Annotated in this window: 9 protein-coding genes; 6 read left to right on the top strand and 3 right to left on the bottom strand. The window is 69.6% G+C overall.

Features of this window, described 5'->3' with window-relative positions; genetic code table 11:
* Positions 1 to 2: 2 nt before the first annotated feature.
* The 3 genes from AAD027_RS16285 to cysD all read right to left on the bottom strand — a co-directional run bounded on the left by AAD027_RS16285 (position 3) and on the right by cysD (position 4,159).
* Positions 3 to 1,103, bottom strand: coding sequence for an efflux RND transporter periplasmic adaptor subunit (locus tag AAD027_RS16285; protein ID WP_341727086.1), 1,101 nt, complete (start codon positions 1,101 to 1,103; stop codon positions 3 to 5).
* Between the two features lie 174 nt (positions 1,104 to 1,277).
* On the bottom strand, positions 1,278 to 3,248 hold the full coding sequence (gene cysN, locus AAD027_RS16280; RefSeq protein WP_425605481.1) for a sulfate adenylyltransferase subunit CysN: 1,971 nt from the start codon (positions 3,246 to 3,248) through the stop codon (positions 1,278 to 1,280).
* Positions 3,248 to 4,159 (bottom strand): sulfate adenylyltransferase subunit CysD, encoded by a 912-nt coding sequence (gene cysD, locus AAD027_RS16275; protein ID WP_341727084.1) that lies wholly within the window; start codon positions 4,157 to 4,159, stop codon positions 3,248 to 3,250. The genes cysN and cysD overlap by 1 nt, the downstream gene beginning before the upstream one ends.
* Before the next feature lie 211 nt (positions 4,160 to 4,370).
* On the opposite strand from cysD, the gene AAD027_RS16270 reads away from it, so the two are divergent.
* The 6 genes from AAD027_RS16270 to AAD027_RS16245 all read left to right on the top strand — a co-directional run bounded on the left by AAD027_RS16270 (position 4,371) and on the right by AAD027_RS16245 (position 11,595).
* On the top strand, positions 4,371 to 6,257 hold the full coding sequence (locus AAD027_RS16270; protein ID WP_341727083.1) for an assimilatory sulfite reductase (NADPH) flavoprotein subunit: 1,887 nt from the start codon (positions 4,371 to 4,373) through the stop codon (positions 6,255 to 6,257).
* 158 nt (positions 6,258 to 6,415) lie between these two features.
* Positions 6,416 to 8,140, top strand: a complete 1,725-nt coding sequence (gene cysI / locus AAD027_RS16265) for an assimilatory sulfite reductase (NADPH) hemoprotein subunit (RefSeq protein WP_341727082.1) — start codon at positions 6,416 to 6,418, stop codon at positions 8,138 to 8,140.
* On the top strand, positions 8,137 to 8,856 hold the full coding sequence (locus tag AAD027_RS16260; protein ID WP_341727081.1) for a phosphoadenylyl-sulfate reductase: 720 nt from the start codon (positions 8,137 to 8,139) through the stop codon (positions 8,854 to 8,856). Before cysI ends, AAD027_RS16260 begins: the two co-directional genes overlap by 4 nt.
* Positions 8,857 to 9,089: 233 nt before the next feature.
* Entirely contained in the window at positions 9,090 to 10,346 is a 1,257-nt protein-coding gene (locus AAD027_RS16255; RefSeq protein WP_341727159.1) for a sensor histidine kinase, read from the top strand.
* A complete protein-coding gene (locus AAD027_RS16250; protein ID WP_341727080.1) occupies positions 10,343 to 11,113 on the top strand; it encodes a LytR/AlgR family response regulator transcription factor in 771 nt (256 codons plus the stop codon). The genes AAD027_RS16255 and AAD027_RS16250 overlap by 4 nt, the downstream gene beginning before the upstream one ends.
* A 113-nt stretch (positions 11,114 to 11,226) precedes the next feature.
* The gene (locus AAD027_RS16245) at positions 11,227 to 11,595 is read left to right on the top strand and encodes a hypothetical protein (protein WP_341727079.1); all 369 of its coding nucleotides are present in this window, start codon (positions 11,227 to 11,229) and stop codon (positions 11,593 to 11,595) included.
* Positions 11,596 to 12,253: the final 658 nt, after the last annotated feature.

The following is a 12,253-nucleotide window of genomic DNA, read 5'->3' as shown; positions in this document are numbered from 1 at the left end:
GGTCAACCCTCTTGGTCGGTGGCCGCAGGCGCGGTTCCGTTCGCGGGCTGCGCGGGCCGGGCCTCGGCCACCTTCACGCCCGGGCGCAGTTTGCCCGTGCCGTCGACGACGATGCGCTCGCCGGCGGCGAGGCCTTCGGCGATCTCCACCCGTCCCCCGCGGCGCACGCCGGCGACGATGGTCGCCTGCTCGACGCTGCCGTCGGGCCTGACGCGGTAGACGAACGAGTCGCGACCCACCTGCACCACCGCGATCTCGGGGATCACCAGCGCCTGCCGCTCGGGGCGGAACAGGCGCACGTCCAGCAGCATGCCGGGGCGCAGCTTGCGGTCGGGATTGGGGAACACGGCGCGCACGGTCACCGCGCGCGTGCCGGTGTCGATGCGCGCATCGATGGTGTCCACCTTGCCTTCGAACGACTGCCCGGGATAAGCGGTGGAGGTGGCGGTGACCGCATCGCCGATGCCCACCGACGCCAGCGCCGCTTCCGGTACCTGGAAGTCCACGTACATGCGCGAGATGTCGTCCAGCGTGGCGATCACGCTGTTGGCGGTGATCAGCGAACCGGGGCTGACCTGGCGGATGCCCAGCACGCCGGCGAACGGTGCGCGCACGCTGCGGTCGCTGATGTCGGCGCGCGCCTGGCGCACGCGGGCGGCGGCGGCATCGCGCAGCGCCAGCTGGGTGTCCAGCTGCGAGCGCGCGATCAGTTGCTGGTCGGCCAGTTCCTTCTGCCGGCGGTACAGGCGCTCGGCTTCGGCGAAGGTCGCTTCGGCCTGCACCAGGGTGGCCTGCGCGGCGTCGCCCTTCAGCGTGACCAGCTTCTGTCCGGCCGCGACATCCTGGCCGCTTTCGAAATGCACGTCCTGCACGATCTCGCTGACCTTGGCGGTCAGGGTGACCGACTCGCGCGCCTTGGCGGTGCCCAGCGCCTGCAGCGTGTCGTTCCACGCCGCCGGCTGGACGACGTAGGTGGTCACCGGGATCGGCCGCTCGGCCGCATTGCCATTGGCCTTGGCGGTCTGCCCGTCCTTGCCGCACGCGGCAAGCAGGAGCACCGGCAAAGCGACCGTGGCCGCGCGAATTCCGAATCGGCTGAGCATGGAAATCCCGTAATCTTCGTTATCCGGCGAAGTGTACTGGGCCCCGATGACTATCGGTGTTCAGAATGCGGCGGCCCGTGCAGGAAACGCGCCGGGAGGCCGGCGGTTTACCGGCTGTACCATGACCAATGACCCTTGTGGCCGCAGCGCCTGGACTGAGCGGCGCTTTCCCCGTCACTCCAGGCCGAGGCGGGCGAGCACCTGCCTGGCGAGCTCTTCCGGCGGTGCGCCGTCCGCGCGCAGGTGCAGGTCGGGATGTTCCGGCACTTCGTACGGCGAGTCGATGCCGGTGAAATTGGGGATGAGCCCGGCGCGCGCCTTCCTGTACAGGCCCTTCACGTCGCGTGCCTCGGCCAGTTCCAGCGGCACGTCCACGAACACTTCGATGAACTCGCCGTCGGCGAAGCGCTCGCGGGCCATCCGCCGCTCCGCGCGGAACGGCGAGATGAAGCTGACCAACACGATCAGGCCGGCATCGGTCATCAGCTTGGCCACCTCGGCCACGCGGCGGATGTTCTCCACGCGGTCCTCGTCGGTGAAGCCCAGGTCGCGGTTCAGGCCGTGGCGCACGTTGTCGCCGTCCAGCAGGAAGCTGTGGTAGCCCAGCGCATGCAGGCGCTTGTCCACCAGGTTGGCGATGGTGGACTTGCCCGCGCCCGACAGGCCGGTGAACCACAGCACGCGCGGCTGCTGGCCCTTGATGCGCGCGCGCGCCGCCTTGTCCACGTCGACATGCTGCCAGTGCACGTTGCCGGCGCGGCGCAGCGCGAAATCCAGCGTGCCGGCGCCGACCGTGGCGTTGTCGTAGCGGTCGATCAGGATGAACCCGCCCAGCGCGCGGTTCTGCGCGTACGGCGCGAACGCCACCGGCTCGTCCAGGCTCAGGTTGCAATAGCCGACCTCGTTGAGCGCCAGGCGCTTGGCCGCCAGGTGCTCCTGCGTGTTCACGTCGATGCGATGCTTGATCTCGCTGACCGTGGCCGACACGGTGCGCGCGCCGATCTTCAGCCAGTACGGGCGCCCCGGCAGCAACGGCGCATCCGACATCCACAGCAGGTGCGCGGCGAACTGGTCGGCCGCTTCCGGCGGGTCGCCGGCCGCCGCGATCACGTCGCCACGGCTGATGTCGATCTCGTCGGCCAGGGTCAGCGTGACCGCCTGCCCCGCATGCGCGGATGCGACCTCGCCGCCGGGCCCCAGCACCTGCAGCACGCGCGAACGGCGCGCCGACGGCAGCACGACGACTTCGTCGCCCGGCTTCACTTCGCCCGCGGCGATCGTGCCGGCGAAACCGCGGAAGTTCTGGTGCGGCCGGTTGACCCACTGCACCGGCAGGCGCAGGCCGCTGGCGGCGTCGTGCGCCTGCACGTCGATGCCTTCCAGATGCTCCAGCAGGCCGGGGCCGTCGTACCACGGCGTGCGCGCGGAACGCGACGACAGGTTGTCGCCGTCCAGCGCCGACAGCGGGATGCAGGTCACCGAGGCGATGCTCAGCCGCTGCGCCAGCGCGCGGTAGTCGGTGGCGATGGCGTCGAACACCGCCTGGTCGAAACCGACCAGGTCCATCTTGTTGACCGCCAGCACCACGTGGCGGATGCCCAGCAGCGAGACGATGTAGCTGTGGCGATGGGTTTGCGTCAGCAGCCCCTTGCGCGCATCCACCAGCACCACCGCGGCGTCGGCGGTGGACGCACCGGTCGCCATGTTGCGGGTGTACTGCTCGTGGCCCGGGCAGTCGGCGACGATGAACTTGCGCTTCTCAGTATCGAAATAGCGGTAGGCCACGTCGATGGTGATGCCCTGCTCGCGCTCCGCGGCCAGGCCGTCCAGCAGCAACGCATAGTCGATCCCGCCGCCGCGCGTGCCGTGGCGCTTGCTGTCGGCGCTGAGCGCGGCCAACTGGTCGTCGAACAGGCGCTTGCTGTCGTACAGCAACCGGCCGATCAGCGTGCTCTTGCCGTCGTCCACGCTGCCGCAGGTGATGAAGCGCAGCAAGGGTTTGGATTCGTGCTGGCGCAGGTATGCGCCGATAGCGCTTTCTGCGCCGGGATTGGGGATTCGGGATTCGGGATTCGCAACAACCGCCGACGAACCGCTTCCCGCTTTTCCCACTCCCGAATCCCCAATCCCGAATCCCGGCTTCATCAGAAATACCCCTCCAGCTTCTTCTTCTCCATCGACGCGGTGGGGTCCTGGTCGATCACCCGGCCCTGGCGTTCGGAGCTGGTGGTCACCAGCATCTCGGCGATGATCTTCTCCAGCGTGTCGGCCTTGGACTCGATGGCGCCGGTCAGCGGGTAGCAGCCCAGCGTGCGGAAACGCACCTGCTTCAGTAGCGGCACCTCGCCCTCGCGCAACGGCAGGCGCTCGTCGTCGACCAGGACCAGCGCGCCGTCGCGCTCCACCACCGGACGCTCGGCGGCGAAGTACAGCGGCACCACCGGGATGCTCTCCCGGTAGATGTACAGCCAGATGTCCAACTCGGTCCAGTTGGACAGCGGGAACACCCGCACGCTCTCGCCCTTGTGGATGCGCGCGTTGTACAGGTTCCACAGCTCGGGGCGCTGGTTCTTCGGGTCCCAGCGGTGCCGGTCGCTGCGGAACGAGAACACGCGTTCCTTGGCGCGCGACTTCTCCTCGTCGCGGCGCGCGCCGCCGATGGCGGCGTCGAAGGCGTAATGGTCCAGCGCCTGCTTCAGGCCCTGGGTCTTCATCACGTCGGTGTGCACGGTGGCGCCGTGGCTGATCGGCCCGATGCCGCGGGCGATGCCGTCCGGATTGATGTGCACGCGCAGCTCCACGCCCGTCTCGGCCGCGCGCCGGTCGCGGAAGGCGATCATCTCGCGGAACTTCCAGCGCGTGTCCACGTGCAGCAGCGGGATCGGCGCCGCCGCCGGGGCGAAGGCCTTCAGCAACAGGTGCAGCAGCACCGAGCTGTCCTTGCCCACCGAGTACAGCAGCACCGGATTGCGGAACTCGGCCGCGACTTCCCTGAGGATGTGGATGCTTTCCGCTTCCAGGCGATCGAGGTGGGACAGGCGGGGTGCGGCGGTCATCGAGGCTGGCTGGGGGAGGGCGAGGGGCGGTCGGGCAAGGGTAGCAGAGCAGGCGAGCCGCCACGCACCGGTGGGGGCTGCGAGTATTCGGGCGGGTCCGGCCCTGACCAAATAAGCCCAGGCGATAAGCCCATAACCAGCCGTCCTTTCTGCCGGCCTTAATGCCTCCCTAACATCGGCTGCCTCCCCTCGCGCCCACGGGCTCCGCCTGATGTCCGCTTCGCTGCCAGCTCTCGCCGCCAGCCCTCTCGCCGAGGAGCGCCGGGCGCTGCTGGCCCGGCTGGTGGAGGGCCTGGACAGCGGCTCGCTGTGGTGGCTGTCCGGCTATGCGGCCGGGCTCGCCCAGGGCCACGCGGCCCCGCAGCCCGGATCGGGCCAGCAGGGTCTGGCCGTGGTGCCGGGCGGCGCGGCGCAGGCGGGCCAGCGCCTGACCATCGTCTACGGCAGCCAGACCGGCAACGCCCGCCGCGCCGCCGAGAGGCTGGCGCACGACGCCGAAGCCGCCGGCCTGGCGGTGCGCCTGCTGCGCGCCGACGCCTACCCGCAGCGCGAACTGGCCAGCGAACGCCTGCTCTACGTGGTCATCAGCACGCAGGGCGAAGGCGACCCGCCGGACGACGCCATCGGCCTGGTCGAGTTCATCGGCGGCAAGCGCGCGCCCAAGCTGCCGGAGCTGAAGTACGCCGTGCTGGGGCTGGGCGATACCAGCTATGCCGACTTCTGCGGCATCGCCCAGCGGCTGGACGAACGCCTGGCCCAGTTGGGCGCCAGCCGGCTGTTCCCGGCGGGACTGGCCGACCTGGACATCGACGCCGTCGCCGCGCCGTGGCGCGAACGGGCCCTGGGACACGCCAGGGAACTGCTGAAGAGCGCCAGCGCTCCGCTGGCCACCGTCACCCCGCTGCGCCCGGCGGCCGCGGCGCCGGCGTATTCGCACGACAAGCCGTTCGACGCCGAGCTGCTGCTCAACCAGCGCATCAGCGGGCGCGACTTCAAGGGTCCGCGCTACGGCGCCTACGGCGACGCCGACAAGGACGTACGCCACATCGAGCTGTCGCTGGAAGGCAGCGGCCTGCACTACGAACCCGGCGACGCGCTGGGCGTGCGCCACCGCAACCCGGCCGCGCTCGTCGATGCGGTGCTCGACGTACTGGAACTGGACGGCGACACCCTCGTCGCCGAGAAGAACGACGCCTTGCCGCTGCGCGAATGGCTGGCCGCGCGCCGCGAACTGACCCGCCTGTCGCGCCCGTTCCTGGCCACGCACGCCGCGCAGGCGCGCGCCGAGGATCTCAACATCCTGCTCTCGCCCGCGCAGAACGGGGAACTGGCGCACCTGTTGAACACGCACCAACTGGTCGACGTGCTGCGCCGCTGGCCGGCCGGCTGGACCGCGCAGGAACTGGTGGCCGCGCTGCGCCCGCCGACGCCGCGCCTGTACTCCATCGCCTCCAGCCGCAAGCGCGTGGGCGAGGAAGCGCACCTGACCGTCGACGTGCTGGGCTATGAAGCCTTCGGCCACGCGCACGGCGGCGCCGCCAGCGGCTTCCTGTCGGCGCTGGGCGAAGGCGACACCGCGCCGGTCTACATCGAAGCCAACGAGCGCTTTCGCGTGCCCGCCGATGCCTCGCGCGACATCCTGATGGTCGGCCCCGGCACCGGCGTGGCGCCATTCCGCGGCTTCGTGCAGGAACGCGCGGAAACCGGCGCCACCGGCCGCAACTGGCTGTTCTTCGGCGCGCAGCACTTCAACCACGATTTCCTCTACCAGACCGAGTGGCAGCACGCACTGCGCACCGGCGAACTGCACCGGCTGGACCTGGCGTTCTCGCGCGATGCATCGGGAAGTCCGCGCACGGACCCGCATAACGGCAAGGTCTACGTGCAGCAGCGCCTGCGCGAACACGGCCGCGACGTCTACGACTGGCTGCAGGACAGCGCGCATTTCTACGTCTGCGGCGCCATCGCCATGGGCAAGGACGTGCATGCGGCGCTGCTTGACATCGTCGCCACCCACGGCGGCCTGGACGCCGACGGCGCCGCCGAATACCTGACCAGACTGCAATCGGAGGGGCGCTACAGCCGGGACGTGTATTGACCCACGATCAATCCCTTCCCCCGCCTGCGGGGGAAGAGCCTGCCCCGTACTTGATACGGGGTGCCCGAAGGGCGGATGGGGGCACACACGCCGCCTTGCCCCCACCCCAGCCCTCCCCCGCACGCGGGGGAGGGGGCGGATCCCCAAGCCATAACACCATGACCACCCACTCCGTCGAAGACATCAAATCCGAGAGCAAGCGCCTGCGCGGCAGCCTGCTGGACAGCCTGGCGGATCCGGTCACCGGCGCGCTGCGCGAGTCGGACCAGACGCTGATCAAGTACCACGGCAGCTACCAGCAGGACGACCGCGACATCCGCGACGAGCGCCGCCGGCAGAAGCTGGAGCCCGCCTACCAGTTCATGATCCGCACGCGCACCCCGGGCGGCGTGGTCACGCCGGAGCAGTGGCTGAAGCTGGACGCCATCGCCACGCGCCATGGCAACCACTCGCTGCGCATCACCACCCGCCAGGCCTTCCAGTTCCACGGCGTGATCAAGCGCGAACTGAAAAGCACGATGCAGGCGATCAACGCCGCCCTGATCGACACGCTGGCCGCGTGCGGAGACGTCAACCGCAACGTGCTGGTCGCCGCCAACCCACTGGAATCGCGCGCGCACGCCGAGGTGCAGGCCTGGGCGGCGAAGCTGTCCGAGCACCTGCTGCCCAACACCCGCGCCTACTACGAGATCTGGCTGGACGAGGAACGGGTGGCCGGCAGCGGCGAGGAGGAGGAACCGATCTACGGCGCCACCTACCTGCCGCGCAAGTTCAAGATCGGCTTCGCGGTGCCGCCGGTGAACGACGTGGACGTGTTCGCCAACGACCTGGGCTTCATCGCCATCCTCGAGGACGGGCGACTGGCCGGCTTCGACCTGGTCATCGGCGGTGGCATGGGCGCCACCCACGGCGATGCGGAAACCTACCCGCGCGTCGGCAACGTGGTCGGCTTCGTGATGCCGGAACAATTGCTGGACGTCGCCACCGCCGTGGTCACCACCCAGCGCGACTTCGGCAACCGCGACGTGCGCAAGCGCGCGCGCTTCAAGTACACCATCGACGACCATGGACTGGCCTTCATCGTGCAGCAGATCGAAAGCCGCGCCGGGATCGTTCTCCAGCCGGCGCGCGCGTTCCGCTTCGAGCACAATGGCGACCGCTACGGCTGGGTGGAAGGCGAGGACGGCCGCTGGCACCTGACCCTGCACCTGTTCGCCGGCCGCATCGCCGACACCGCCGCGGCGCCGCAGCTGACCGGACTGCGCGAGATCGCCAGGACGCTGGCGCCCGAGGGCGGCGCTTCCGGACAGCACTTCCGCATGACGGCCAACCAGAACCTGGTGATCGCCGGCGTGCCGTCCGACCGGCGCGACGCCATCGACGCGCTGGCCCGCCAGCATGGACTGGATGCCGGCGAGCGACTGGCCACCGCGCTGGCCCGCGCCGCCGTCGCCTGCGTGGCGCTACCCACCTGCGGGCTGGCGATGGCCGAAGCCGAGCGCTACCTGCCCGACTTCACCACGAAACTGGCGCCGTTGCTGGACCGCCACGGGCTGGGCGATGCGCCCATCGTCCTGCGCATCTCCGGCTGCCCGAACGGCTGCTCGCGCCCCTACCTGGCCGAGATCGCGCTGGTCGGCAAGGCACCCGGCCGCTACAACCTGATGCTCGGCGGCGACCGCCGCGGCCAGCGCCTCAACACGCTGTACCGCGAGAACATCACCGAGCCGGACATCCTGGCCGCGCTCGACCCGCTGTTCGAGCGCTACGCCGCCGAACGCGAGGCCGACGAAGGCTTCGGCGATTACCTGCACCGCAGCGGCGTCGTCGCGCTGCCGCCCTACCCCACCCACCGACAGATCGCACTGGAACTGCACGCATGAGCGTCATCGACCCCGCCACTTCGCAGGACACGGACCGGATCGCGGAATACAGCGCGCACCTCGAAGGCCTGGACGCCGAGCGGCGCGTGGCCTGGGCGCTCGAACACAGCGCCGGCACGCACGCCATGTCGTCCAGTTTCGGCGCGCAGGCCGCGGTGCTGCTGCACATGCTGACCCGGCAGAAGCCGGACATCCCGGTGATCCTGATCGACACCGGCTACCTGTTCCCCGAGACCTACCGCTTCGCCGACGAACTGCACGAGCGGCTCGGCCTGAACCTGAAGATCTACCGCCCGCTGGTCAGCCGCGCCTGGATGGAGGCCCGCCACGGCCGCCTCTGGGAGCAGGGCGTGATGGGCATCGAGCAGTACAACAGCCTGCGCAAGGTGGAACCGATGAAGCGCGCGCTGAAGGAACTGGGCGTGGGCACCTGGTTCACCGGCCTGCGCCGCAGCCAGTCCAGCAGCCGCGCCGACGCACCGCTGCTGCAGGAGCGCGACGGCCGCTGGAAGGTCAACCCCATCGTGGACTGGACCGACCGCGACGTCTGGCAGTACATGAAGCAGCACGACCTGCCCTACCACCCGTTGTGGGAACAGGGCTACGTATCCATCGGCGATTTCCACACCACCAGCCGCTGGGAACCGGGCATGCGCGAGGAGGACACCCGCTTCTTCGGCCTGAAGCGCGAGTGCGGCCTCCACGTGGATGTCTGAGAAGGCTTTCCTCCAAGGGCAGCCCTGTGGGAGCGCCGTCCCGGCGCGAGTTCTTCATAGGGTGGGCCGTGGAAAAGCTCGCGCCGGGACGGCGCTCCCACTTGACTCGCCGGGGATTCCGTACCGCTGAAACCCGGTTTCGTCGCAGGATCGCGCGGCCCGTCGCGCCCCCTCTTCCCTCCCCGCCAGCGCGGGCTATGCTCCACGGCAATCCCGATGCCGTGGTGCTCGACGTGTTCGCCAGCCTGTTCCTGATCCTTCGCATCCTCGCCGCCTGGTCGGCGGCGCTGGTCGTGGCGGCCTTCGTCTGGAGCGGCTTCTTCCACGGCATGAACCAGGGCCCCGGCTGGCTGTTCGGCATGCTGTCGATGCTGCTGATGGTGTCGGTGCTGATCGGTACCATCAGCCACCTGCGGCGCGTCTGGCTGATCGCCGGCCGACTGGACAGCGCCACCCTGTCCAGCCGCCAGCGCCGGCAGATCGAGGTGCCGCTGGACACGGCCGATGCGTTCGTCCTGGTCGAGGGCGCGCTGCGCGAACTGCCGCGCGTGGAGGAAGCCGAAAGCGCGCGCGACAGCCTGCAGGCGCGGGTGAAGGTGCGCCGCGCGGAGAACTACGGCGGCCCCAGCAAGCCGTCGCGCTTCAACATCATGGCGCGCTTCGCGGTGAAGCGCGACCAGGTGCAGGCCACGGTCACGCCTGGCAACGGCACCAGCAGCGTGACGCTGCTGTTCGAGCCCGACGCCAGCGCCTGGATCGACCTGTTCGTGCTGGACGACGGCGTCAACGTGGAGAACGCCGAGGCCGTCACCCGCGCCATCACCCGCCGCGTCGCCGAGCACCGGCGCCAGGAGCAGGCCAGCGCCGAGCAGACCGTCAACGAAAAGGAACTGACGGTGGCGCGCCTGAACCTGCTCAACGCGCAGGTGGAACCGCACTTCCTCTACAACACGCTGGCCAGCGCCCAGGTGCTGACCCGCACCGACCCGCCGCGCGCGGACGTGATGCTGGGCCACCTGATCCAGTACCTGCGCAGTTCGCTGCCGCGCACCGACGACACCCTGTCCACGCTGGGCGACGAACTGGAACGCACCCAGGCCTACCTTGAGATCCTGAAGATCCGCATGGGCGCGCGCCTGAACCTGCGGATCGACGTTCCCGACGCGCTCAAGCCGCTGCCGATGCCGTCGATGATGCTGCAGACGCTGGTGGAGAACGCCATCAAGCACGGGCTGGAACCCAAGCCGGGCGGCGGCACCATCTGGGTGCTGGCGCGCCGGCACGACGACCACGTGACGCTGACGGTGGCCGACGACGGCCAGGGCTTCGGCGGCCAGAGCAGCGGCACCGGCATCGGCCTGAAGAACCTGCGCGAGCGCCTGCGCCTGACCTTCGGCGGCAACGCCTCGTTCGCCATCGTCTCCAACTTCCCCAGCGGCGTGGCCGCCACGCTGACCCTGCCGCTGCCCGCCAACGGAGCGACCCCATGAACTTCCGTGGCGTGATCGCCGAAGACGAAGAACTGCTGCGCACCGCGCTGTCCTCGCTGCTGCGCGAGGCCTGGCCGGACCTGCAGATCGTGGCCGAATGCGAGGACGGCGCGTCCGCGCTGGAGTCCATCGCCGAACTGCAGCCGGACGTGGCCTTCCTCGACATCCGCATGCCGGGCCTGACCGGCATCGAAGTCGCGCGCGGGATGGCCGACGCCAGCCCGCGCACGCAGGTGGTGTTCGTCACCGCCTACGACCAGTACGCCATCGATGCGTTCGAACAGGGCGCGGTGGACTACCTGCTCAAGCCCATCGCGCGCGAACGCCTGGCCGCCACCGTGCAGCGCGTGCAGGCGCGCGCGGCGGCCGGCCATCCGGACAATGCCACGCTGGAAGCGCTGCTTCGCCACCTGGGCGCGCGCCAGCAGGCGTCCGCCAAACCGCCGCTGGTGTGGATCACCGCCAGCGCCGGCAAGGACACCCGGCTGATCATGGTGGACGACGTGGCCTACTTCCAGGCCGACAACAAGTACACCACGGTGATGACCGCCGAAGGCGAATCGCTGCTGCGCACGCCGCTGCGCGAACTGCTGGACTCGCTGGACGCCAGCACCTTCAAGCAGATCCATCGCTCCACCATCGTCAACATGAAGGCGGTGGCCTCGGTCAGCCGCGACGACGCCGGCCGCGGCCGGCTGAAGCTGAAGACGCGGCCGGAAACGCTGACCGTCAGCCAACCCTTCATGAGCCTGTTCCGCAACATGTAGCCACCCGCTTTAAACCCGCACCACCCACGCGGCATCCAAGCTCTACCGACAACGCGGCGCCCGCGCGCCGTGAATGGACTGCCTTTGTCCGCCGCACACCACAAGGAAACGCCATGCGCATCATCATGTCCCTGGTGTCCTGCCTGATGGCCCTGGCCGGATGCAACGAGAAACCCAGCGTCACCACCATCCACCACAGCGCCGTGGACGGCGTGGACGTCCTCTTCAGCAAGACCACGCTGCGCGAGGGCGTGGCGCGCTTCGACTGCTTCGCCAGCGAAAGCGGGCAGTGCCATTACGTGGTCTACACGGAGCGCTGCCCCGACGCGGCGCACGGCGAGAACCCGGCGGCATGCCAGCGCACCACGCTGGACGATTTCGACCTGGCGGTCGGCAAGACCCACGAGATCCACGGTCTGCCGGGGGATTTCCGCCAATGCGTGGAGCAGCGGCCGCCGGCGCCGGGCAGCGGATGCGGATAGAGCCCTCCCGGCGTGCCGCTTCCCGCTGGCGCATGCGGTCCAAGCCCCTCTCCCACCGGGAGAGGGTTGGGGTGAGGGGCGAACGGAGCCCGTTCGCCTCCGCCATCCGATGCGTAGGGTGCGCCCTGGCGCACCATCGCCATCCATAAAGACTGAAGCCATTCCACCTTCGGCATGACTTGCTTCGCTCCCGGCACGCCACTCCCCGCTGGCGCATGCGGTCCAAGCCCCTCTCCCATCGGGAGAGGGGTTGGGGTGAGGGCCGAACGGAGCCCGTTCGCCTCCACCATCCGATGCGTAGGGTGCGCCCTGGCGCACCATCGCCATCCGTAAAGACTGAAGCCATTCCATCTTCGGCATGACTTGCTTCGCTCCCGGCACGCCACTCCCCGCTGGCGCATGCGGTCCAAGCCCCTCTCCCATCGGGAGAGGGGTTGGGGTGAGGGCCGAACGGAGCCCGTTCGCCTCCACCATCCGATGCGTAGGGTGCGCCCTGGCGCACCATCGCCATCCGTAAAGACTGAAGCCATTCCATCTTCGGCATGACTTGCTTCGCTCCCGGCACGCCACTCCCCGCTGGCGCATGCGGTCCAAGCCCCTCTCCCATCGGGAGAGGGGTTGGGGTGAGGGCCGAACGGAGCCCGTTCGCCTCCACCAT

It is taken from the genome of Pseudoxanthomonas putridarboris, from assembly GCF_038321125.1.
In the GTDB taxonomy this organism is placed as follows: Bacteria; Pseudomonadota; Gammaproteobacteria; order Xanthomonadales; family Xanthomonadaceae; genus Pseudoxanthomonas_A; species Pseudoxanthomonas_A putridarboris.
The sequence above is the reverse complement of the archived record's forward strand: the minus strand, read 5'-3'. Positions and strand labels throughout refer to the sequence as shown.

Coding starts and splice junctions, on each gene's coding strand:
- AAD027_RS16285 (WP_341727086.1), bottom strand. CDS start 1,103: ATGCTCAGCCGATTCGGAATTCGCGCGGCCACGGTCGCTTTGCCGGTG.
- cysN (WP_425605481.1), bottom strand. CDS start 3,248: ATGAAGCCGGGATTCGGGATTGGGGATTCGGGAGTGGGAAAAGCGGGA.
- cysD (WP_341727084.1), bottom strand. CDS start 4,159: ATGACCGCCGCACCCCGCCTGTCCCACCTCGATCGCCTGGAAGCGGAA.
- AAD027_RS16270 (WP_341727083.1), top strand. CDS start 4,371: ATGTCCGCTTCGCTGCCAGCTCTCGCCGCCAGCCCTCTCGCCGAGGAG.
- cysI (WP_341727082.1), top strand. CDS start 6,416: ATGACCACCCACTCCGTCGAAGACATCAAATCCGAGAGCAAGCGCCTG.
- AAD027_RS16260 (WP_341727081.1), top strand. CDS start 8,137: ATGAGCGTCATCGACCCCGCCACTTCGCAGGACACGGACCGGATCGCG.
- AAD027_RS16250 (WP_341727080.1), top strand. CDS start 10,343: ATGAACTTCCGTGGCGTGATCGCCGAAGACGAAGAACTGCTGCGCACC.
- AAD027_RS16245 (WP_341727079.1), top strand. CDS start 11,227: ATGCGCATCATCATGTCCCTGGTGTCCTGCCTGATGGCCCTGGCCGGA.